The sequence below is a fragment of the Natronococcus sp. A-GB7 genome (assembly GCF_029688865.1).
Taxonomy (GTDB): Archaea; Halobacteriota; Halobacteria; order Halobacteriales; family Natrialbaceae; genus Natronococcus.
Window position 1 is genome coordinate 31,734 of sequence record NZ_JARUKV010000009.1, and the last position, 20,830, is coordinate 52,563.

23 protein-coding genes and 1 tRNA gene are annotated in these 20,830 nt (G+C 65.6%); 14 read left to right on the forward strand and 10 right to left on the reverse strand.

Translation table 11 applies throughout. The annotated features are described in order from the left end of the window. Positions 1–226: 226 nt before the first annotated feature. Together QA609_RS09695 and QA609_RS09700 are read right to left on the reverse strand one after the other, a co-directional pair. A complete protein-coding gene (locus QA609_RS09695) occupies positions 227–1,510 on the reverse strand; it encodes a ribonuclease R family protein (RefSeq protein ID WP_278302403.1) in 1,284 nt (427 codons plus the stop codon). Between the two features lie 49 nt (positions 1,511–1,559). Beyond that, a complete protein-coding gene (locus QA609_RS09700; RefSeq protein WP_278302404.1) occupies positions 1,560–1,853 on the reverse strand; it encodes a hypothetical protein in 294 nt (97 codons plus the stop codon). A 123-nt stretch (positions 1,854–1,976) separates the two neighbouring features. On the opposite strand from QA609_RS09700, the gene QA609_RS09705 reads away from it, so the two are divergent. Further along, positions 1,977–2,456 carry an RNA-binding protein gene (locus QA609_RS09705; protein WP_278302405.1) on the forward strand — a complete coding sequence of 160 codons (480 nt, stop codon included), beginning with the start codon at positions 1,977–1,979 and terminating at the stop codon, positions 2,454–2,456. Here QA609_RS09705 and QA609_RS09710 read toward each other — a convergent pair. From QA609_RS09710 to QA609_RS09720, 3 genes are read right to left on the reverse strand one after another with little or no spacing between them, the layout of a single operon-like run. Continuing rightward, a complete protein-coding gene (locus QA609_RS09710) occupies positions 2,453–2,920 on the reverse strand; it encodes a pyridoxamine 5'-phosphate oxidase family protein (RefSeq protein WP_278302406.1) in 468 nt (155 codons plus the stop codon). The genes QA609_RS09705 and QA609_RS09710 overlap by 4 nt on opposite strands. Positions 2,921–2,922: 2 nt before the next feature. Then, positions 2,923–3,672 carry a DUF1028 domain-containing protein gene (locus tag QA609_RS09715; RefSeq protein ID WP_278302407.1) on the reverse strand — a complete coding sequence of 250 codons (750 nt, stop codon included), beginning with the start codon at positions 3,670–3,672 and terminating at the stop codon, positions 2,923–2,925. Between the two features lie 48 nt (positions 3,673–3,720). Continuing rightward, the gene (locus QA609_RS09720; RefSeq protein WP_278302408.1) at positions 3,721–5,250 is read right to left on the reverse strand and encodes a S8 family peptidase; all 1,530 of its coding nucleotides are present in this window, start codon (positions 5,248–5,250) and stop codon (positions 3,721–3,723) included. Between the two features lie 170 nt (positions 5,251–5,420). Between QA609_RS09720 and sepF the strand changes: the two genes are divergently transcribed. The 6 genes from sepF to QA609_RS09750 all read left to right on the forward strand — a co-directional run bounded on the left by sepF (position 5,421) and on the right by QA609_RS09750 (position 9,480). Beyond that, on the forward strand, positions 5,421–5,789 hold the full coding sequence (gene sepF, locus QA609_RS09725; protein ID WP_278302409.1) for a cell division protein SepF: 369 nt from the start codon (positions 5,421–5,423) through the stop codon (positions 5,787–5,789). 147 nt (positions 5,790–5,936) lie between these two features. Further along, positions 5,937–7,085: a citrate synthase gene (citZ, locus tag QA609_RS09730; RefSeq protein WP_278302410.1), complete on the forward strand. Its 1,149-nt coding sequence runs from the start codon at positions 5,937–5,939 to the stop codon at positions 7,083–7,085. Positions 7,086–7,164: 79 nt separating this feature from the next. After that, complete coding sequence (locus QA609_RS09735) at positions 7,165–7,602, forward strand: gamma-glutamylcyclotransferase family protein (protein WP_278302411.1); 438 nt, start codon at positions 7,165–7,167, stop codon at positions 7,600–7,602. 246 nt (positions 7,603–7,848) lie between these two features. After that, on the forward strand, positions 7,849–9,060 hold the full coding sequence (ilvA, locus tag QA609_RS09740) for a threonine ammonia-lyase (RefSeq protein ID WP_278302412.1): 1,212 nt from the start codon (positions 7,849–7,851) through the stop codon (positions 9,058–9,060). A 46-nt stretch (positions 9,061–9,106) separates the two neighbouring features. Further along, positions 9,107–9,352: a hypothetical protein gene (locus QA609_RS09745; RefSeq protein ID WP_278302413.1), complete on the forward strand. Its 246-nt coding sequence runs from the start codon at positions 9,107–9,109 to the stop codon at positions 9,350–9,352. 47 nt (positions 9,353–9,399) lie between these two features. After that, a tRNA-Ser gene (locus QA609_RS09750) sits at positions 9,400–9,480 on the forward strand. Between the two features lie 226 nt (positions 9,481–9,706). On the opposite strand, the gene QA609_RS09755 is transcribed toward QA609_RS09750, so the two are convergent. Further along, entirely contained in the window at positions 9,707–9,832 is a 126-nt protein-coding gene (locus QA609_RS09755) for a hypothetical protein (protein WP_278302414.1), read from the reverse strand. Between the two features lie 156 nt (positions 9,833–9,988). Here QA609_RS09755 and QA609_RS09760 point away from each other — a divergent pair, with 156 nt between their 5' ends. The 5 genes from QA609_RS09760 (at position 9,989) to QA609_RS09780 (ending at position 15,435) form a co-directional block, all read left to right on the forward strand. Next, a complete protein-coding gene (locus QA609_RS09760; RefSeq protein ID WP_278302415.1) occupies positions 9,989–10,744 on the forward strand; it encodes an SOS response-associated peptidase in 756 nt (251 codons plus the stop codon). A 213-nt stretch (positions 10,745–10,957) separates the two neighbouring features. Further along, positions 10,958–12,613, forward strand: a complete 1,656-nt coding sequence (gene thsB, locus QA609_RS09765) for a thermosome subunit beta (RefSeq protein ID WP_278302542.1) — start codon at positions 10,958–10,960, stop codon at positions 12,611–12,613. A gap of 133 nt (positions 12,614–12,746) precedes the next feature. Continuing rightward, on the forward strand, positions 12,747–13,235 hold the full coding sequence (locus QA609_RS09770; protein WP_278302416.1) for an isoprenylcysteine carboxylmethyltransferase family protein: 489 nt from the start codon (positions 12,747–12,749) through the stop codon (positions 13,233–13,235). Positions 13,236–13,286: 51 nt separating this feature from the next. Beyond that, on the forward strand, positions 13,287–13,427 hold the full coding sequence (locus QA609_RS09775; RefSeq protein WP_278302417.1) for a hypothetical protein: 141 nt from the start codon (positions 13,287–13,289) through the stop codon (positions 13,425–13,427). 79 nt (positions 13,428–13,506) lie between these two features. After that, positions 13,507–15,435, forward strand: coding sequence for an ABC transporter ATP-binding protein (locus QA609_RS09780; protein ID WP_278302418.1), 1,929 nt, complete (start codon positions 13,507–13,509; stop codon positions 15,433–15,435). Positions 15,436–15,446: 11 nt separating this feature from the next. On the opposite strand, the gene lrp is transcribed toward QA609_RS09780, so the two are convergent. From lrp to QA609_RS09800, 4 genes are all read right to left on the reverse strand, one after another. Then, the gene (lrp, locus tag QA609_RS09785; protein ID WP_278302419.1) at positions 15,447–15,908 is read right to left on the reverse strand and encodes an HTH-type transcriptional regulator Lrp; all 462 of its coding nucleotides are present in this window, start codon (positions 15,906–15,908) and stop codon (positions 15,447–15,449) included. Between the two features lie 237 nt (positions 15,909–16,145). Then, complete coding sequence (locus QA609_RS09790) at positions 16,146–17,054, reverse strand: phosphatase PAP2 family protein (protein WP_278302420.1); 909 nt, start codon at positions 17,052–17,054, stop codon at positions 16,146–16,148. Positions 17,055–17,106: 52 nt separating this feature from the next. Continuing rightward, positions 17,107–18,414: a YihY/virulence factor BrkB family protein gene (locus QA609_RS09795; RefSeq protein ID WP_278302421.1), complete on the reverse strand. Its 1,308-nt coding sequence runs from the start codon at positions 18,412–18,414 to the stop codon at positions 17,107–17,109. Positions 18,415–18,525: 111 nt separating this feature from the next. Then, positions 18,526–19,641, reverse strand: a complete 1,116-nt coding sequence (locus QA609_RS09800) for a tRNA (guanine(26)-N(2))-dimethyltransferase (protein WP_278302422.1) — start codon at positions 19,639–19,641, stop codon at positions 18,526–18,528. A 142-nt stretch (positions 19,642–19,783) separates the two neighbouring features. Between QA609_RS09800 and QA609_RS09805 the strand changes: the two genes are divergently transcribed. Together QA609_RS09805 and QA609_RS09810 are read left to right on the forward strand one after the other, a co-directional pair. Continuing rightward, positions 19,784–20,332, forward strand: coding sequence for an S-layer protein (locus QA609_RS09805; protein WP_278302423.1), 549 nt, complete (start codon positions 19,784–19,786; stop codon positions 20,330–20,332). A gap of 132 nt (positions 20,333–20,464) precedes the next feature. Continuing rightward, entirely contained in the window at positions 20,465–20,821 is a 357-nt protein-coding gene (locus QA609_RS09810; RefSeq protein WP_278302424.1) for a hypothetical protein, read from the forward strand. The last annotated feature ends 9 nt before the right edge of the window (positions 20,822–20,830 follow it).

A 20,830-nucleotide genomic window follows, 5' to 3' on the forward strand; every position in this document is an offset into this window, starting at 1 on the left:
GACGGCACTCCTTTTGCCGGGAAGCGAGCCGACTCGTCGGCTCACGACAACGGGTAAACGGAGTCCTGGAGCGTGTGACAGGGATCCAGACTCCAGCCGTACTTATATACTATCTAATAAAATATGTTGTCAATTTCTCAGCGTTTGAAGTTCGCCGATAGCTGTAAATCGAACCGCCAGTCGTGTCCCTCGAGACCGCGTCGGCCGCTTCGAAACCGCTCGAGCGCTACTCTGGGTCGTCGACCACTTCGATCCCGCGGTTGTTGACCGCAGCGGGGTCGAGACCGACCTCCTGGAGGAACTGCTTGTACTCCCGTTCGCACTGTTCTGCGTCCTTCTGTTTGTCGCTGGCCCGATCGCAGAGTTCGATCAGGTTCTCCGGCACGTCGTTCTGGTAGACGATCCAGTGGTTGATCAGGTCCGACAGGCGACGGATGGGGCTGGTGAAGTGGCCGTAAATCTCGAAGTTCAGCGCGTGGTGGCCGCCGAAGGGGTCGTTCATATACTTCGCGCGGGGCATCACCTTCATCACGGCCCACTGGATCTTGTCGAGCTGGCGGCCGGGGGCCTCCTCGAGGGTCGCGTTGACCGCCTTTCGGGGATCGTCCCACTTGTCGCCGGGGATCGAGACGCCCTCGAGGTCCTGGATCTCCCGCAGGGCTTCCGACCACTCGTCGGGGCTGGGCTGGGGGTGGACCCGGTACATCGCCTCGACGCCGCGAGACCACATGAGCTCGTGCGTGACGGCCTTGTTGGCCTTCAGCATGCACTCCTCGATGATCGTGTGGGCGCGGTCGCGGGCGGGGTTCAGGACGAGCGAGCCGTCCTCCTTGCGCTGTTCGTGCATCTGATCGGCGACCTCGTGGACGAGAACGTTCTCCTTGTGTAACGGCGCGTCGGGATCCTCGAGTCGATTCTCGGCCTGCGTGTAGGTGAGCCGTTCGTCGGACTGGATCACCGACTTGTAGATCTCGATGTTCTCGTAGCCGAGGTTCTCCTTGTCGAGGTGCATCTCGACGGTGTGGGCGAGTCGGTCCTCGTTGGGGACGAGCGAACAGACCGTCTCCGCGAGGACGGGTGGGAGCATGTGGATGGTGTACCCCGGCAGGTAGACCGTGTTGGCGCGCTCGACGGCCTCCTCCCACATCTCGGAGTCGGGGTGGACGTAGTGGGTGACGTCGGCGATGTGGACCCAGAGGACGTACTCGTCCTCGCGCTCCTCGATCGAGAGCGCGTCGTCGAAGTCCTGGGCGTCGATCGGGTCGGTCGTCCACGTCGTCAGCTCCCGGAGGTCCTCGCGTTCGTCGACCTCTTCTTCGATCTCGGCCTGGACGCCCTCGGTGCGCTCGCGGGCCTCCTCGAGCACCGCCTCGGGGAACTCGTCGCGGATCTCGAACTTCTCGAACAGCTCCTCGCGCTTGTTCTCGAGGTGGCGCGCGACCTCCTCGGAGATCTCGACCGGGCCCTGACCCTCGGCCGTACCGGCCTGGGCCTGTGCGTCGTCGCTCATAGGCTGGCCTACGAACGTCGGGGTGAAAGTCGTGTCGGGACGGCTACGATCAGGACTCCTCCTCGAGCGGCCCATCTTGGTTCTCGATGGCGGCAACGTACTCTGCGAGGAACGTCTCCCAGGGGTAGTCGTCGTCTTCGAGTTCGACCAGCAGCGCCTCGAGCCCCTCGCGCGGGAGGTGACACAGCTCGCCGTAACAGGGCTTACAGAGGTACTCGAAGCGCTTGTTCTCGCGGTCCCACCGGTCGCCGTACTTGTCGTACTCGCGGGCGCTCGAGCGCGGGACCTCGGATCCGCACGCGGGGCAGACGACGGACGGATCGCGGTTCCGAGAGAACCACATACTACCGACCAGCGCATGAACCTACTTAGCGATTGGCACACCTGGCGTTCGACCGGAGTCTCCGTCGAGGCGGTCGGTCGCGGGAACGGGCGTTTTATACTCCGACCGGTCCTCCCCACGGGTATGCAGGTCAAGTCTCGCCATCACCTCCGCAGCGACGCCATCTCCGAGATCGAGGAGATGCTGTCGGCGCAGCTGGGTGTCTCCCCGGAGGGCGACACCTACGAACGCGTGGAGTTCGAGGAGAACGACTGGGAGGTCGTCCTGATCGACGGCGAACCGCAGGTCGCCTTCTTCGACGAGGAGCCGTTCCTGACGGTCCGGGGCGCGAACGCGTACGATCCCGAAAAACACGTGGTCACCGTCGACAGCGGCGCGATCTCGTTCGTCAGCGACGGCGCCGACGTGATGCGTCCCGGTATCACCGAGGCGACCGACGACATCTCGCCCGACGACCTCGTGTTGATCGCCGAGGAGTCCCACGGGAAGGTGCTGGCGGTCGGCCGAGCCCGCGTCGAGGGGTCGGAGATGGTCGGCAACGAGGGGAAGGTCGTCGACTCGCTGCACCACGTCGGCGACGAACTCTACGAGTTCGCGGGCTAGCCGTCGTTTCGCTCTCGAGTCGCCGGGGACGGATACGACTGATCCCGAGCGACGACCGTCTCGGGCGAAAACTCCAGGAGCCGGTACGCGTCGGGGTCGAGGTCGACGAACGCCGCGGGCCAGTCTTCGCGGCGCGTCCCCAGGTAGTTCTCCAGCAGCCGTCCAGCAACCGCCTCGTCGTACGGCTCGAGCGACGCCGTGCCCCGCATGCCGACGTGTTCGACCCGGCCCGTAGCGGGGTCGAAGTCGACGACCGCGAGCGCGGCCTCGGGGTGCTGTTGGACCCGATCCGGGTACGAACGCCCCTCGAGCTGGGCGATGATCCAGACGGTTTCGTCCTCCCACAGAAACCAGAGCGGGGAGACTCGGGGCCCGCTATCTGAGCGCTGGGCCAGAAAACAGAACAGCGGTCGGGCGAGAAACGCCTCGAGATCGACCTCGAGTGTGTCCTCGAGTAGCTCCACGGTTACTCTGCGGCCTCTTCGAGGGAGTCCTCCTCGAAGGCATCCGCGTACCGGCCCAGGGTGTCCTCGTACCCCTCGAGTGCTAGCTCGTAGGTCTCCCGCAGGTCCTCGATCGGCGACTCCGTCGCATCTACCCGCAGGTCGTTGTACGGCGGGGTGAACTCGTAGTCCTCGGTCGTCTCGACGACGACGGCCGCGCTCTGAATCGGGAGCTCCTCGCGTTTGTCACCGCCCTCGCGGTGGCCCGCCTCGAGGGCGTCGATCAGCCGCTTCGCGAGCGGGTCGGCGCCGACTCCTGCGCCCGCGGTCTCGTCGGTCGTCTCGTGGACCGCGCTCTCGGCGTAGGCGTTGGCGGTCGCCTCGAGCACTGACTCCCCGACGAGCATGTTGCCGGCGACGGTGTAGTGGTCGCCCTCGAGGTCGCCGAACCAGCCCTCGCAGTCCTCGCCCGAAAAGGCGAACGTCGAGTCGGTGTCGACGCCGTGGAGCTGGCGCTGGGAGGCGCCGTCGTCGGCGTTGAGCAAGGCCTCGAGCGCGTCGTCGACGGCGAGCCCGTCGTCGACGTACCGGATCCCGTCCCGTCCGAGGTCGACGTTGACCAGACTCTGGGTCGCGACGGCGCCGTTCTCGCTGACGAACGGACAGAGCGTGCCGACTCCCGGAAGACGCGTCGTGACCGCGACACCGAAGCGGTCGTGGGTCTCCCCGTCGGGCGTCTCGTATGCCTCGCGGACGCAGATGCTGAACGTCATACGCGAGACCAGAGACCGATCCGGCAAAAAAGAGTGGCTCCCGGCAGCCTAGTAGGAACGAGTGTCGCTCGTCTCGTTGCCCTCTTCGTCGACGACGGTGAGGCGAACCTCTTCGGGATCGTCGTCCGAGCGCAGTTCGTGCTCGCCGTCGGCGCTCGAACCACCGACGCTCGAGGACTCGCTATCGAGGACGGTCCCGTCGGCGGCGAGCAGTTCGCTCGTCACCGACTCGAGGGCACCGTCGTCGTCGGAGACCGCCCAGTCGACGTCCGCCCGGTTCCAGCGGCCGGTGGTCTGCGTGGAGACGCCGAAGGTGTCGATGTCGGGACTCGACGGTTCCTCGTCGTCGTCACCATCATCGTCGTCCTCGTCATCGTCATCGCCGTCGTCCTCGATATCGAGCGCGTCGGCGACGTTGAGCCGACCCGCACCCTGCTCGTTGTCATCGAGGCCGACGTCGTCGGCAGCCGCCATCAGTTCGCCTCGGACGTCCGCGGGATCGGTTCCCGCCGCGATGAGCGTCGCGGCCGCGCCGGCCACGTGGGGCGACGACATCGACGTCCCGGAGAACTCGTCGTAGTCGTCCCGCGGGATCGTCGAGAGCACGTCGACGCCCGGCGCCGCGATGTCGACTTCGGGGCCGGTCGAGGAGAAGTCCGCGAGGTCGTCGTCTTCGTCGGTGGCAGAGACGGCGATGACCTCGTCGTAGGCGGCCGGGTAGCCGACGCAGTCAGTACACGGACCGTCGTTACCGGCGGCTGCAACCATCACGACCCCCCGTTCGTCGGCGTACTGGACCGCGTCCCTGACCACGTCGGAGTCGGTGTCGGAACCGAGGCTCATGTTCTGGACGTCGTGGCCCTGATCGGCGGACCACTGGATCCCCGCGGCGATGTCGTCGAGGGTACCACCGCCGTCGCACTGCAACACCTTGACCGCGTGCAGCGTCGCGTCGGGTGCGACGCCCAGGACGCCGGTGCCGTCGTCGGCCGCGCCCGCGGTTCCCGCACAGTGGGTGCCGTGGTCGTTGTCGTCGTCCCACTCCTCGAGACAGTCGTCGATGTCGTTCCCGCCGCCGAACGGACCGCCACCGCAGTCGGTCGTACACGCAGCGTCCTCCGTCGCGTACCCCTCGCCGAGGTTCGCTTCGAGGGTTTCGTGCTGGGCGTCGATCCCCGTGTCAATGATCGCGACGCTGACTCCGTCGCCCGTCTCGCCATCGTCGACGGCGAGGTCCGCGTCGACCTGTTCGATCCCGTACGGCGTCTCCTGCTCGAGGGCCCGCATCAGTCCGTTTCGCTCGACGTAGCGAACGTTCGGGTTGTTCTGCAGGTTCTCGACGGCGTTTTCGGAGAACCGGCCGGACACTGCGCGACCGATCGAGCCGAAATCGAACTCCCGGCGAACCTCGTCGGCGGCCTCGCGGGCCCGATCGAGTCCTCGGTCAGGATCGACGCCGACGACGTACTCGTCGTTCCGGACGTCGGCCGCCGACGCCTGTCCGGCGAGGGCCGTCCCGGCGACACCTGCGCCGACGCCACGAAGAATCGTCCGTCGTGAGAAATCTTCACTGGGCATGTGTGTTCAAATCACATGATACTCGTACAGGTCATAGTATAAATAGCTGACTAGTGAGATACATAATATATGTCTGCAGAAGAATGGAGACAAGCGGTTTCTGGAGCGGCGTCGATCTACCGCGTCGTCTGACGTAAGAACTATACTGGCGGCCACGCAGGATATCGTCAATGGGATTCATGGATAAGATCGTCGGCACCGGTGGACAGTCTACGACCACCACCGACGATTACGTCGAACTGGACCTCGACGACATCTCGACCGAGTCGGCCGAGGCGCGGATGCAGGTTCGGATCGCCGAGATCAGCGGTCAGGCCGACGCGGTCGCCATCAAGGACGCCGTCTACGACGGTGACGTCGTGTTCGCGGATATCACTCGGCTGCGGACCAACGACAGCACCGTCGAACACATCGTCGACGAGCTGCGGCAGGTCGCTCACGAGGTCGACGGCGACATCGTCCGCAAGGGCGACGATCAGATCATCGTCACACCCGCGGGCGTACGGATCAACCGGACGAAGCTGGGCCAGGACTCCTGATCCCGGAACTCCACGACCCCTGATCCAGCGTCTGTCGACAGACGTCGATTCCCTGTTCGACGAGTGTAATCTCTGATACGGTCGAGAGCCCCGTTCCCGCGGCCTGCAAACGATAATACTTTTCCATTACTATACGAAAGCCCGAGTATGGTTGACGATCTCGAGAAAGGGCTGGAGGGAGTTCTGGTCGCAGAGTCCGGGCTCAGCTCGGTCGACGGTGATGCCGGACGCTTGATCTACCGCGGCTATTCGATCGAGGATCTCGCTCGCGGCGCGAGCTACGAGGAGGTCGTCTACCTCCTCTGGCACGGCGAACTCCCGACCGAAGACGAGCTGGAGTCGTTTACCGCGTCGCTAACCGAGGAGCGGTCGGTCGACGACGACGTTCTCGAGACGGTCGAGCAGCTCGCCGACGCGGACGAACGACCGATGGCGGCGCTGCGGACGGCGGTGTCGATGCTCTCGGCGTACGAGCCGGAAGCCGACGCCGAGCCCGACGACCTCGAGGCGACGCGCCGGCAGGGACGACGGATCACCGCCAAGATCCCGACGGTCCTCGCGGCGTTCGAGCGCTACCGCCTCGGCGAGGAACCGGTCGATCCGGATCCCGATCTCGGACTCGCGGCCAACTTCCTCTACATGCTGACGGGCGAGGAACCCGACGAGCTGGCCGCGGAGACGTTCGACCAGGCGCTGACGCTGCACGCCGACCACGGGCTGAACGCGTCGACGTTCACCTCGATGGTGATCGGGTCGACGATGGCCGACATCTACAGCGCGGTTACCGGCGGCATCGGCGCCCTCTCGGGACCGCTTCACGGCGGCGCCAACCAGGACGTTATGGAGGTCCTCATGGAGATCGACGAGAGCGACCTCGACCACCGTGAGTGGATCGAACAGGCAATCGACGAGGGGCGTCGTATCCCCGGCTACGGTCACCGCGTCTACAACGTCAAAGATCCGCGCGCGAAGATCCTCGAGGAGCGCAGCGAGGAACTCGCCGAACAGGGCGAGAGCAAGTGGTACGACTACACCACGACCATCGAGCAGTACCTCGTTGAAGAGCAGGGACTCGCCGAGAAGGGAATTGCGCCCAACGTCGACTTCTACTCCGGCTCGGTCTACTACCAGCTCGGGATCCCGATCGATCTCTACACCCCCATCTTCGCGATGAGCCGCACCCCCGGCTGGATCGCCCACGTCGTCGAGTACCAGGAGAACAACCGCCTCATCCGCCCGCGCGCCCGGTACACGGGTCCCGAGGATCAGGAGTTCGTCCCCCTCGAGGAACGATAGGGCGGCCAAGCGGCCGAACGGACTCATCGGTCAAGGGAAACCGGCGCTACTTTTTGCGACACGCGAGAGTGACGGTTTCATGGCAACGACGCGTACGACTGAGACGGTGTTCGTCTACGGAACGCTGACCGACCCCGATCGGGTCGAGGCCGTTCTCAGAACCCTCCCGAACGCGGACTACGAGCTCGGTTCGACGGCCGTCCTCGAGGGGCTTCGTCGGGTCGAAGGCGAGTACCCGACGCTGGCACCCGGCGACCACACCGAGGGCCAACTCCTCGCGGTCGACGAGCGCGGGCTCGAGGCCCTCGACCGGTACGAGGGCGTCGACCGCGGGCTGTACGAACGGGTCGCGGTACCCCGCGAGGACCCGGACGCCGGTGAGGTCTGGGTCTACGTCGGCGACCCGGACCGACTCGGAGTGGCCGAACGGATCGACTGGCCCGACGGCACCTCGCTCGAGGAGCGGGTTCGAACGTACGTTTCGAACCGGGGTGTCGTGATACGAGCGAGCGAATGACGGACGTCTGTCCAGCGTCTGACGGCCGATAGACCGCGGCGCCGTCTTGCGGTTTCACTTCCGCTCCGGGTGCATGGGTTTTATGGTGTCTCCACCCGCGACTACAGTCGCAGGTCACACGCCGTGCAATCCTGTATTCCCTGTCGTGTTGCCCCACCGGCAACACAGACTATCGGGTTGAGGGGGTAGCCGACACACCGATTCCCGATAGTAAATCCTTACAGTACGTACCCACTACTCGAGCGTATGCTTCAGCTATCGGATATTCTCGAGGCGGAAGATCGGGTCCGCGAGACCTCCAGGCGGACGCCGCTGCAGTACTCCTACACCTACTCGTCGATGACCGACGCCGAGGTGCACCTGAAACTCGAGAACAGCCAGCGAACGGGCGCGTTCAAGATCCGCGGCGCGACCAACCGGATCGCGACGCTGTCGCCCTCGGAGAAGGAGGCTGGCGTCGTCACCGCAAGCGCGGGCAACCACGCCCAGGGAGTCGCCCTCGCCGCGACCCGGGCCGGTGTCGACGCGACGATCGTCATGCCCCAGCACGCCCCGATCTCGAAGGTCAAGGCGACCAGAAACTACGGCGCCGAGGTCGTTCTCGAGGGTACTGACTACAGCGAGGCCGCCGACCGAGCCCACGAGATCGAACGCGAGGAGGGCCGGACCTACCTCCACGCCTTCGACGACGAGGACGTGATGGCCGGCCAGGGGACGATCGGCCTCGAGATTCTCGAGGACTGTCCCGACGTCGACACCGTCGTCGTCCCGATCGGTGGGGGTGGACTCATCAGCGGGATCGCGACGGCGGTCAAGGGAAAGAAACCCGACGCGCGCGTGATCGGTGTCCAGGCCGAGGGCGCCTCCAGCGCCGCTCCCTCGCTCGAGAAGGGTGAACGGATCTCGCTGGACGGCGTGGACACGATCGCGGACGGGATTGCCACCCGCAGCGTCGGCGAGCGGACGTTCCCCTACATTCAGGAGCGGGTCGACGAGGTCGTCACGGTCTCCGATCCCGAGATCGCGATGGCGATCGTCCACCTGCTCGAGCGATCGAAGACGGTGGTCGAAGGGGCGGGTGCGGTGCCGCTTGCAGCCGTCCTCTTCGAGAAGTTCGACTACGACGAGGGCGAGACGATCGTCCCCGCGCTGTGTGGCGGCAACATCGACCTCAACACGCTCAGCAACGTCATCGTCCGCGGGCTCGTCGAGACTGGTCGCTACCTCAAGATCCGGACGGTACTCAAGGACCGCCCGGGCTCGCTCGAGGAGCTGCTGGCGATCCTGACCGCCCACCAGGCGAACATCTACGCGATCCACCACGATCGGACCTCGAGAGACGTCGAGATGAGCGACACCGAGGTCGAGATCGAACTCGAGATGCGGGGCACCGACCACGTCGAGCGGTTCCTCGCGGATCTGCGCGACGAGGGGTACGAGGTCGACGTCCTCGCGTAGGACGGTGCCGTTAAGAACGGTCGGACGGACTCTCGAGTGAGAAGCGATGACCGGCCACTCGAACGACGACCCTCTCGGCTTCTCGCGGCGGGCGAAGTCCGCGCTGCTGTGGGGAGTCGTCGGCGCGCTCTCCTTTCTGGTGCTCGTCCAGGGGTATGCCCTGTTCGTCGAACCGCTCGTGACGATCACCCAGGGCGCGCTCGTGGCCGTCCTCGTCGGTATCGGTGCAGGGATCGGCAGCTATCTGCTCGAGCACCGCGTCGCTGCGTGGACGAGCCGACGCGCGGAGTGACCCTATCTCGTAACAGTTAAACGACGGACGCGGCTAAGATAACTCGAGCCAGGATGGCCGAACGGTAAGGCGCACGCCTGGAAAGCGTGTTCCCTTTGGGATTCTGGGTTCAAATCCCAGTCCTGGCGTTTTTTGCGTTTCACACCGGCGAGCGGCGCGTAGCGACGCGAGCCAATCGAACGCGAAAAGCGACAACGGCGGGATTTGAATCAGGCCGAGGTTCTGCGAGCAACGCGAACAGGTTCTCGGACGTGGTTCAAATCCCAGTCCTGGCGTATTCTGTCGCAAGCAAGCTCGCGAGCGACCAGCGACGCGGACGCCTCGAGCGACCCCCTCTCGAGCCCCCATCGAGCTCTACTGCTCGATTTCGACCGGGCTGTCGCAGGCGATCCAGCGGTCCGGCTCCGAACGCTCGCGGACCTCGAAGAACCCGTCCTCGCTGAACCGTGCTTCGTACTCCGAATCCTCGTTCGATTGCATATCCGTCTCGAGCACGGACGGCGTGATGAGTACGAGGGACGTACCGAGTTTGATCGTCCGGAAACCGACGCTTGGGCGACCGTTTCGCGGAGTGGAACGATCGGCGATCGAGCCTCGAGCGGGGTGTATTTGCCCGTCCGACACGTAATCGCTCGTATGTGCGGTCGCTACACGCTGTTCGTCGACCGAGATGAGCTCGAGGAACGCTTCGACGCCCGCTTCCCCGAGTCGACGGCGCCGTTCGAGCCGCGGTACAACGCGGCGCCGGGCCAGGAGCTGCCGGTGATCACGAACGAGGCGCCCGAGGAGTTCCACCGCCTCGAGTGGGGGCTGGTTCCGTCGTGGGCCGACGACGACAGCGGCGGGCTCATCAACGCGCGCGCCGAGACGGTCGACGAGAAGCCGAGCTTCCGGGCGGCCTACGAGTCTCGGCGCTGTCTCGTCCCGGCCGACGGGTTCTACGAGTGGGTCGAGACGGACGGCGGTGGGCGAACCGGAGAGTCGCAATCCTCGTCAGCTCTCGGATCTGACGGCGGAAAACAGCCCTATCGGGTCGCCTTCGAGGACAATCGCCCGTTCGCGATGGCGGGCCTGTGGGAGCGCTGGGAGCCCGAGACGACCCAGTCGGGGCTCGACGCGTTCGGCGGCGGCCTCGAGGACGAGTCCGACGACGGACCGCTCGAGACGTTTACGATCGTCACGACCGAGCCAAACGACCTGGTCTCGGAGCTCCACCACCGGATGGCGGTCATCCTCGAGCCCGGCCGAGAACGGGAGTGGCTGACCGCCGACGATCCGCGGTCGTGTCTGAAACCGTACCCGGGTGAGGAGCTGCGAGCCTATCCGGTGTCGACGGCCGTCAACGATCCGAGCACGGACGAGCCGTCGCTGGTCGAACCGATCGAGTCGTGAGGACCGGCGCGAAGTCACTTAAATATAGTTGCGAGATCGGACCGTTCCGGCGTCGGTAGCTATGATATTCAGTCTCATGACTGGGCGGTACCGGTCCGCAGTACCGTGGTTTCAGCCGTCGCTCGGCGAACGGCTCGAGATCGCGCCGACGATCGATAACGGTGTTCTTATATAGAAGGACAATCAATGAACCAGCTGACTATGAGCCAGCGAATGCAGCAGGGACAGCCGATGATCGTGATGAGCGAGGACTCCCAGCGCGTCAAGGACCAGGACGCGCAGGACTACAACATTCGCGCCGCTCGAGCGGTCGCCGAGGCCGTTCGCTCGACACTCGGCCCGAAAGGGATGGACAAGATGCTCGTCGACTCGATGGGATCGGTAACGATCACCAACGACGGCGTCACCATCCTCCAGGAGATGGACATCGACAACCCGACGGCCGAGATGATCATCGAGGTCGCCGAGACACAGGAGGACGAGGCCGGCGACGGCACCACCACTGCGGTCGCGATCGCGGGTGAACTCCTCAAGAACGCCGAGGATCTCCTCGAGCAGGACATCCACCCGACGGCGATCATCAAGGGCTTCCACCTCGCGAGCGAGCAGGCCCGCGAGGAGATCGACGACATCGCCACCGACGTCGACACCAGCGACGAGGAGCTCCTGCGCTCGGTCGCGGAAACCTCGATGACGGGCAAGGGTACCGAGGTCAACAAGGAGCACCTCGCCCAGCTCATCATCGACGCGATCAGCCAGGTCACCGTCGAGAACGAGGCCGGCGAGAACGTCGTCGACCTCGAGTTCCTCAACATCGAGACCCAGACCGGCCGCAGCGCCGGCGAGTCCGATCTGCTGGAGGGCGGCATCGTGGACAAAGACCCCGTCCACGACAACATGCCCACCGAGGCGACCGACGCCGACATCCTCCTGCTGAACACGCCGATCGAGGTCGACGAGGCCGACGTCGACACCGAGGTCTCCGTCACTGACCCCGACCAGCTCCAGAAGTTCCTCGACCGCGAGGAGAAACAGCTCAAGGAGAAGGTCGACCAGATCGCCGATCTGGGCGCCGACGTCGTCTTCTGCCAGAAGGGCATCGACGACCTCGCCCAGCACTACCTCGCGAAGGAGGGCATCCTCGCGGTCCGCCGCGCGAAGAAGTCCGACCTCGAGTTCCTCAAGGAAGTCGTCGGCGCAAACATCGTCTCCGATCTGGCGAACGCGACCAGCGACGACCTCGGGCACGGCGACGTCACCCGTGACGACGAGGACGAGCTGTTCTACGTCGAGGGCGAGGACGCCCACGGCGTCACGCTGCTGCTGCGGGGCTCGACCGACCACGTCGTCGACGAGCTCGAGCGCGGCGTCAACGACGCGCTCGACGTCGTCGCTCAGACCGTCTCCGACGGCCGCGTGCTGGCCGGCGGCGGCGCCATCGAGGTCGAGCTCGCCTCGCGACTCCGTGACTACGCCGACAGCGTCTCGGGACGCGAGCAGCTCGCAGTCGAAGCGTTCGCCGACTCGCTCGAGCTCGTTCCGCGCGTGCTCGCCGGAAACGCCGGTCTCGACTCCATCGACACGCTCGTCGACCTGCGTGCGGCCCACGACGACGGCGACATCACGGCCGGCCTGAACGTCCTCTCGGGCGACGTCGAGGACACCTTCGAGGCTGGCGTCGTCGAGCCGGCTCACGCCAAGGAGCAGGCCGTCACCTCCGCTGCCGAGGCCGCGAACCTCGTGCTCAAAATCGACGACATCATCTCCGCCGGCGACCTCTCGACGGACAAGGGCGGCGACGAGGAAGGCGCCCCCGGCGGCGGCATGGGCGGCATGGGCGGTATGGGTGGCATGGGCGGCGCGATGTGAAGTAGGCTCACGAGCCCCCACACCCGAAAACGACCGTCCCGTCCGATTATCAATCGAACGCCCGTTTTTTGTGTCGTCGCGCTCCGAACCGGTGAGTACGTAACCCTATACTGCAACGCGTGGAGGGTCCACTATGGCGTCACCGTTCGTCCTGCTAAAGACTGGCCTCTTTTCGGCGCTCGTTCCGGGAACCGTCGCCGGACTCGTCCCGTGGTTTCTGGCCCGGCGCGATCAGCTCACGCTTCCGATTCCGTCGAGTGTCGCTCGAGCCGCGGGCCTCGGGTCGCTCCTCGCCGGCATCGCGCTGTACGCCCACACCGCGTGGCGGTTCTCGGACGAAGGTGGCGGGACGCCGTCGCCCGCCGACGAGCCGCCCGAACTGGTGACCGGCGGGGTGTACCGCTACGTTCGGAATCCGATGTACGTTGCCGTCCTCCTGTGTATCGGTGGACAGGCGCTGTTATACCGGTCGGTGCTGGTCGCCTGGTGGGCCGCGGGCTGCTGGCTCGGTTTCCACAACCGAGTCCTCGAGTACGAGGAGCCTCATCTGGCGGCGAAACACGGTGCGGAGTACGACGAGTACCGGAGGCGGGTGCCGCGGTGGATCCCGCGACCACCGTGAGACGCGGGTGGCAGGCCGGTGAACTATTGATCTTGACGGCGTACGACGGGTATGGCATATCAGACGACGATCGGCTGGTCGCTGTTCTCCTCGGGTATCGTCACGCTCATCCTCAAGGTCATGCCCGGCGATTCGCTGTGGTGGGGGCTGTTGTTGCTCGCACTCGGGGCGATAGTCCTCTATATTCGGTGACGGTTTGGGGAGGGACGTGACGCGTCACCGCGACTCGAACCGGTGAACGTTTACGATTCGAAACGGTAGCGCACCGCCAGTGAGTACTCACGACGACGAGACCCCGTTCGACGCTTATCGGGAGGCGGTCGACCGACCGCTCTCGCGGCTCTTTCGCGAGTACGCTCCCGGCCGCCTCGGCTGGTTCTCGGCGGGGATGCTCGCCAACTTCGTCGCGCGGATGGCGAGTCTCGTGCCGCCGCTGATCCTCGGGGTCGCCATCGACGCGATCTTCCTCGACGAGGGGCCGTTCTCGCTCCCGGTAGTTCCCGACGCCTGGCTGCCGACCGGGAACGCCGAGCAGTTCCAGTTCACGGTCGTCGCCATCGCGGGCTCGTTTCTGGTCGTCGCCGTCTTCACCTGGATCTACGGTGTCACGGCCAACCTGTTCGCCCACGACGTGATGCACGCCGTCCGGGTCGAGAGCTTCGAGAAGATGCAGCGGCTCGACACGGCCTTCTTCGACGAGAAACAGACCGGGGAGGTCATGGCCGTCCTGAACAACGACACGCAGAACTTAGAGCGGTTTCTGGACGACGCGCTGATGAACTCGGCGCGGCTGCTGGTGATGGTCGGCGGCATCGCCGGCGTCCTGTTCTACCTGAACTGGCAACTGGCGTTCGTCACCCTGTTCGCCGTGCCCGCGATGGTCGCCTTTACGATCTGGTTCATGCGGGCCGCCGAGCCCCGGTACGTCAGCCAGCGCTCGGCCGTCGGCCGGCTGAACACGCGCCTCGAGAACGCCATCTCCGGGATGGGGCTGACGAAGGCGACCTCGAGCGAGGCCCACGAGGTCGATCGGGTGCGCCGATCCTCGCGGAACTTCTTCGATCGCACGATGGCCGTATTGAAGCTGAGCTACATCTACCGGCCGGGGATGGAGCTGCTCGCGGGGATCGCCTTCGCCGGGACCTTCCTCGTCGGCGGGCTCTGGCTCACGACCGGGACCGCACCCGGCCCGCTGACGGGAACGCTCTCGGTCGGCGACTTCGTCGTCTTCCTCTTTCTGACCCAGCGGATCGTCGACCCGCTCGCCGAGGTATCGAACATCGTCGACCAGTACGAGAACGCCAAGGCCTCGAGCGAACGGGTCTTCGGGTTGATGGACATCCCGGTCCACGTCGCCGACCCGGAGGATCCCGTCGCCCTCGAGCCCGTCGAGGGGCGGGTCGCGTACGACGACGTCTCCTTCAGCTACGCCGACACCGAACACGCCGACGCCGACGGGGATTCGGACGCGGCGTTCGAGGAACCCGTCCTCGAGAACGTCTCCTTCGAGGCGAAGCCGGGCGAGACGGTAGCGTTCGTCGGGCCGACCGGGGCCGGAAAGTCGACCCTGCTGAAGCTCCTGCTTCGGTTCTACGACGTCCAGGAGGGAGCGGTGCGGATCGACGGTCACGACGTTCGCGACGTCGCGCTGGCGGACCTGCGGTCGGCCGTCGGCTACGTCAGCCAGGACACGTTCCTCTTCGACGGGACGATCGCCGAGAACGTTCGGTACGGTCACTTCGAGGCGTCGGACGAGGCCGTTCAGGACGCAGCGAGGGCAGCGCAGGCCCACGGGTTCATCAGCGAGCTTCCGGAGGGGTACGAGACCCGCGTCGGTGAGCGCGGTATCAAGCTCTCGGGCGGCCAGCGCCAGCGAGTCGCGCTCGCCCGGGCCGTGCTGGCCGATCCGGAGGTACTCATCCTGGACGAGGCGACCAGCGCCGTCGACACGAAGACCGAACTCGAGATCCAGCGATCGATCGACAGGCTCACCGAGAACCGGACGACGCTGGCGATCGCCCACCGGCTGTCGACGATCAAGGACGCCGATCTGATCCTCGTCCTCGAGGACGGCCGGGTCGTCGAACGAGGCTCCCACGAGGAACTGCTCGAGCGAGACGGCACGTACGCGCGGCTCTGGGCGGCCCAGGCTGGCGACCGCGAGCGAGCGGCCGAGGCGCTGCTCGAGGGCGACGACTGAAAACGAGTCCGTCAGGCGTCCTCGATCTCGAGTTCGAACTGCTCGTTCTCGGAGACGGCGTTGAGGACGACGCTCGTGTTTGACGCCTTGATGTCCGGATCGGTCAGGAGCTGTTTGATCTGGTCGTTCATCCCGTCGGTATCCCTGAACTTACCGATGGCGATGACGTCGTAGTCGCCGGTGACCTCGTAGACGCTGGTCATCTGTCGGTGATCCCGGAGCGTGTCCGTGATCTCGGGGAGTGCGTTCCCCTCGACTTGCAGCTGGATGACGGCGGTGACGTCGTAGCCGACCGCGTCGTAGTTGACTCGCGGCGTGTACCCCTGGATCACGCCCTCGTCCTCGAGGTCCGACAGGTGGTTCGAGACCGTCGTCACCGAGACGTCGAGCTCCTCCGCGAGGCTCCGGAGACTCGCCCGCCCGTCGCCCAGCAGGGCGTTTACTAGCTTTGCGTCGAGATTTTCGTACGTCATCACATAATTCCTCACATCCCGCCCTTTAGAAGTTTACGAACATCCAACTGCGGGCCGTAGACGAGTGATTTGATCGAACCAGTGAGAATTAGTAATGGGGATGCTCGGGGAGCGAGCCGAGAAAGCTAACAAGCGGGAACATCCACGCTGCTCGTTTCGAACGCACTGCGCGACGTCGCTCGGAGGTCGGTCGAACGGAGAGACGGCGTCTCGTCGCGCAGAACGGGGAACGCGACGTTAGCTCGCCGGCTGCCGGAACGCGGCGACCGACGACCGCGCCGCGGCGACTGCGGGGAGGCCGACGACGACTGCGCCGCCGACCAGGCCGACGAGGAACCAGACGAGGTGGCCGTCGACGACGAGCAGCGTCAGCGCGATCCCGCCGAGCAGCCCTGTCCCGAGTACGGCCGGGAGCGACCCCCGAAGCGTGCGGTCCCAGGGCTCCCGTGGCGGCGTCGCGTACCGCCACGCGAGCACGCTGCCGACCGAGCCGCCGAGCAGGGCCGCGGTATCGACCCGTCCGTCGGTCACTAACGCGAGTAACGATAGAACGACGCTGACCGCGAAGACGGCGGTCGTGGCCGCGTGGTTGCCTCGAGTTCGCATCCGGCTTCGGATCGCCAGCATCGCCGCGACGTACCCCAGGCCGACCAGCGTACCGACGACGACGTCGATCGGGAAGTGGACCCCGACGACGACCCGCGAGAGCGAGACGAGGCCGACCACCGCGGTCGCGGTCGCGACTCGCTGGCGTCGCGTCCCGACGTCGAGTTCGAGCGCGAGCATCGTCCAGATCACTACCGCGGCCATCGCGTGGCCGCTCGGAAAGCTCGAGGTGCTGATCTCGACGGCAGGGGCGTAGACGACCGCGACGGGCAGGGGCAGCGACTCGACCGCGACTGCAGGATCGACGCCGGGACGTGGCGTCTCGAAGAACCCCTTGAGTCCGATCATGACGGCATAACACCCCAGCACGATGCCGATCCAGGAGGCGAACCGACGGGGGTCGAGATACCAGAACGCGAGGACGACCGCCGGCGCGACGAACCAGACGCTGCCGAGATGGGAGAGAAAGGCGACGAGAAACGCCAACCACTCGGGGAACGCGTCCCTGACGGTTTCGACCTGGGCGGACTCGAACCACATCGGAAGCCACTACGGCGGGTGCGAGGATATAGTCAACGCTCTGTCCAATAGGTTAGGAGCGTCGCTCTCCGATAACGTTTCGGAGGCGGCCGGGAACGCCGAGCAGTGTGAGTCCGGCACCGAGCAACACCATCAGGACGTACAGTCCGAGCGTCGAGGTAAAGACGACCAGCAGCGCCAGGATCGCCCAGCCGCCGCTGAGAAAGTAAAACGCCGCGATCGACATCGCCGTTCCGTACAGTAAGACGAGGTACGGACCCCAGCCGTGGGCGTGACCGCGTCGTACCCGACGGCGGACGTACCGCTTGAGTTCGGCCTGGAGCGACTCCTTCTCGACGGTGCGTCGCTCGACCGACGTCTCGAACTCGTCGATTCGGTCGCGGAGCCGCTCGATCTCCTCGCGGAGCGCGTCGGCGTCGTCCGCCCGATCCCGAGTGCGGGCGCTCGAGTCCGTCCTCGTCCGATCCGTGTCGTCCGGATCCGGACGATCTCTCGTGGTCCCCTCGTCGGCACCCGTGGCGTCATCAGTCATCGCTTCTGTCGAAAGCTGTCGAGGGCGGGGACTTTGTAGCTGCCGATCCAGTTCGCGATCCGCGAGCACCGCGTTGAGTGTCGCCCCGAAAACGAGGATGATCGCCCCGGCGTACAGCCAGACGAGAACGAGAAAGACGGCACCGAGCGCGCCGTAGACGGCGTACTGTCCGGCGAGGTCCGCGTACAGCGAGAACACGCGACTGAGGACGAACCATCCCACCGCCGCGAGGAGCGTTCCTGGAAGCGCCTCACGAACGTCGACGTTCGCGTCGGGAAAGATCATGTACAGCGGCAGGAAGGCAGCGATCAGTCCAAGCAGGACGAACAGCGGGCCGAGGACGAGCTGTCCGGTAAAGGGGACGAATCGAACCACCAGTTCGATACCGGCGACGATCGAGAGTCCGATCACGATCGCGGCGGCGGCGATCGTCGCGTCCCAGAACGTATCGACCAGCGACTTCGAAGCCACGGTGCCGTACACCGACGAGAAGGCACGATCGAGACCACGGAACACGCGACTCGAGCCCCAGAGCAGGCCGAGCGCCCCGACGACGGTCGCTCCCTGTTGGCCCGTCTCGTCGACGATCGTCTCCGTGAGGAGTGCCTGTGCCGACGGCGTCAGCACGTCGTCGGTCGTGTCGGTCACCTGCGCCGCCAGCGTCTCCCCGCCGATCGAGGCCGCAATCGCCAGCGAGAGCAGTGCCAGCGGTGCGAGCGAGAGAAACGCGTAGAAGGCGACTCCGGCCGCCAGAAGCGTCAGCTGCTCCTGTCGGGCCAGTTGGACGAGCCGTGTTCCGAGCTCGAGCGCGCGGCTGTAGTCGAGCACGAGTGTACGTTCGGGTCGGACTCAAATATGCGGTTGTGTGGCACTGGCCTGCAGCGCTCGTCGGGCGGATGGTTTGGGTATGGTTCGTAGAGCGAACCGGGACGGGATCGGCTACTCGAGGGAGTCCGCGGTCGCCGCCCGGATCTCGCCGACCGAGGCGTCGGTCTTGAACGTCGTGCCACCGTAGTGTGCTCTCGAGGCGTCGTAGCCGGCTTTCCGCAGATCCTCGAGAAAATCGTCCATCGCGTTGGCGGGCAGCCCCCAGTTGCGACAGAGCTTGTGCTGGTCGTAGTGGGTCGGCTCGTCGAGTTCGGCCTCGAGCGTCTCGCACAGTTCGCGGACCTTCCCGGCGGTGCCAAACGACTCGGGAACGCGCTCGCGAACGTCGGCGACGAACGCCCGATCGCGGATCGGGCCGAGCCAGAGCGGGCCGGCGACGAGGATCCGGGTGCCGCCGCAGTGCGGACAGCGCTCGAGCGGGTCGGCGATCAGTCCCGGACTCGCCTCGCGGTAGAGACAGTCCTCGCAGTGAGAGAGGTAGCCCAGCTCCTCGAGGGTGGCGTCGGCCGCGGTGGGTTTGTGCTCGAGTTCGAGGTAGGTTCGGACGTAGTGGCTCGTCGCGTGGGTCAGAATCGGCTCGACGCCGACGTCGAAGCGGGCGCCACTTCTCGCGAGCGCCGACAGCAGGATCCGGACGCCCATCTCGGCGTGGTAGTCGGTGTTCTGTGGCACCGCGGAGTACGATCGAACGCCGCTGTTGAAATGGGCGCCACACAGCGGTGCCGTGTCGGTCGCGGTGACACAGACCAGATCCCGACAGTTCGCGAAGGCGGCGTCGGCGAACGGCATCGGCGTCCCGTAGGGGTCGAGGTCGATCACGTCGAAGACGTCCTCGTGCATGAGGGCGTTGACGTCGCGGTTGACGACGGTGGCCTCACAGCCGTTTCGCTCGAGGTTTCCGCGGGCGAGCGAGACCGCCTCCTCGTCGACGTCACAGCAGGTGACGTCCCAGCCGTCCGTGGCGGCTCGCGTCCCGCGAACGCCGCTCGCGGTCATCGCGTCGAGATAGGACTCGGCACGCGGTTCGCGCTCGCGGTAGGCCCGCAGCGTCGCGATCGTCAGATCCCGGTTCAGCTCCTGTCGCGGGTTGTAGAACACCGACTCCTCGATCCCCTCGGTCTGTTCGCCGGGGACCTCGAGTTCGATCTCGCCCTCGGTGACGCGCATACCGTCTCTCGTCGGCGGAGGTCGAAAAAGCGCGTGATCTTCCGTTCGGTCCATCGGCTTTCGTATGGGGTGGCGAATGGTATCGAGACTCAATAGGTAGGGAATCTGAAAATTTTATCACACGGACCGAACGTGATATCGTATGGAACGACAACCGCTCTCCCGCCGACAGTTCGCGACGACCGCCGCAGCCCTGACCGCGGTCGGGCTCGCCGGCTGTTCGGACGACGACGGCGACGACGAGAACGGCGACGACGAGACGTTCGAGACGGACGACCCCGGCGCGCTCACGCTCTTCTTCGAGACCGAGGACGGCGAACCGGTTTCGACCGGGTTCAGCGTCCTGATCGAACACGAGGAGGAGGACTACAGCTCCACCTACGCCGAGGGAATCGAGGACGGCGAACTCGCCGACATCAACCTCATCCACGAGGGCGAGTACACGATCACCGTCGAAAGCGAGGACGGCGAGTTCGACGACGTCGAGGAGACCGTCACGCTCGAGGAGGACGACGACGAGGAAGAGACGCTCGTCCTTGAGGGCGCGACGCCCGACTCCGAACTCGAGGACGAGGAAGAACCGGGCGACGAAGACGGCGAAGAGGAAGCCGACGACGAAGAGGGGGAGACCGACGACGAGAACGGTGAAGCCGACGACGAGGACGAAGCGGACGACGAGAACGACGAGTAGCACGTCCGTCCCGCGCGCCGAAGCTCTTTCTCGAGGTCTTTCGGGCGCCGAGCGACGCCTCCGCCGGGACCCGCGTTCTCTCGTCGGCCGAACAACCAAACCGATTTGACGGTCCGTTCCCGAGTCTCGAACGTGTCGGAAGCGAACCCCGTCGAGCGCTGGCAGGCCCGGCTCGAGGAGACCGGCGAGCTCACGCCGGAGATCGTCGACCGGATCTCGACGCTCCACGGCGACCGCGGGGTTCGCGCCATCGAGGCGGTCGGCGAACATCGCGTCAAGTCCTACCGCGATTTCACGATCGTCGTCGGCTACGAGGACGAGTACATCGTCGAGGACGGTGGCTGTACCTGCAAGGACAGCGAGTACAACTTGAACGACGACGATCCGACCGAGCTCTGTTGGCACTCCCTCGCAGTGGCGATCGCCCGCCGGGTGGGTCACGTCGACTACCACGATATGTGGTACTCCGACGTTCGCGAACTGCTCTGAGAACCGTTC

Excerpts from the sequence above, each read along its gene's own strand:
- QA609_RS09800 (WP_278302422.1), bottom strand. The coding sequence starts at position 19,641 with ATGCGCGTCACCGAGGGCGAGATCGAACTCGAGGTCCCCGGCGAACAG.
- citZ (WP_278302410.1), top strand. The coding sequence starts at position 5,937 with ATGGTTGACGATCTCGAGAAAGGGCTGGAGGGAGTTCTGGTCGCAGAG.
- QA609_RS09775 (WP_278302417.1), top strand. The coding sequence starts at position 13,287 with ATGGCATATCAGACGACGATCGGCTGGTCGCTGTTCTCCTCGGGTATC.
- QA609_RS09695 (WP_278302403.1), bottom strand. The coding sequence starts at position 1,510 with ATGAGCGACGACGCACAGGCCCAGGCCGGTACGGCCGAGGGTCAGGGC.
- QA609_RS09700 (WP_278302404.1), bottom strand. The coding sequence starts at position 1,853 with ATGTGGTTCTCTCGGAACCGCGATCCGTCCGTCGTCTGCCCCGCGTGC.
- QA609_RS09720 (WP_278302408.1), bottom strand. The coding sequence starts at position 5,250 with ATGCCCAGTGAAGATTTCTCACGACGGACGATTCTTCGTGGCGTCGGC.
- lrp (WP_278302419.1), bottom strand. The coding sequence starts at position 15,908 with ATGACGTACGAAAATCTCGACGCAAAGCTAGTAAACGCCCTGCTGGGC.
- QA609_RS09735 (WP_278302411.1), top strand. The coding sequence starts at position 7,165 with ATGGCAACGACGCGTACGACTGAGACGGTGTTCGTCTACGGAACGCTG.
- QA609_RS09790 (WP_278302420.1), bottom strand. The coding sequence starts at position 17,054 with ATGTGGTTCGAGTCCGCCCAGGTCGAAACCGTCAGGGACGCGTTCCCC.
- ilvA (WP_278302412.1), top strand. The coding sequence starts at position 7,849 with ATGCTTCAGCTATCGGATATTCTCGAGGCGGAAGATCGGGTCCGCGAG.
- thsB (WP_278302542.1), top strand. The coding sequence starts at position 10,958 with ATGCAGCAGGGACAGCCGATGATCGTGATGAGCGAGGACTCCCAGCGC.
- QA609_RS09760 (WP_278302415.1), top strand. The coding sequence starts at position 9,989 with ATGTGCGGTCGCTACACGCTGTTCGTCGACCGAGATGAGCTCGAGGAA.
- QA609_RS09705 (WP_278302405.1), top strand. The coding sequence starts at position 1,977 with ATGCAGGTCAAGTCTCGCCATCACCTCCGCAGCGACGCCATCTCCGAG.
- QA609_RS09745 (WP_278302413.1), top strand. The coding sequence starts at position 9,107 with ATGACCGGCCACTCGAACGACGACCCTCTCGGCTTCTCGCGGCGGGCG.
- QA609_RS09770 (WP_278302416.1), top strand. The coding sequence starts at position 12,747 with ATGGCGTCACCGTTCGTCCTGCTAAAGACTGGCCTCTTTTCGGCGCTC.
- QA609_RS09715 (WP_278302407.1), bottom strand. The coding sequence starts at position 3,672 with ATGACGTTCAGCATCTGCGTCCGCGAGGCATACGAGACGCCCGACGGG.
- QA609_RS09755 (WP_278302414.1), bottom strand. The coding sequence starts at position 9,832 with ATGCAATCGAACGAGGATTCGGAGTACGAAGCACGGTTCAGCGAGGAC.
- QA609_RS09805 (WP_278302423.1), top strand. The coding sequence starts at position 19,784 with ATGGAACGACAACCGCTCTCCCGCCGACAGTTCGCGACGACCGCCGCA.
- sepF (WP_278302409.1), top strand. The coding sequence starts at position 5,421 with ATGGGATTCATGGATAAGATCGTCGGCACCGGTGGACAGTCTACGACC.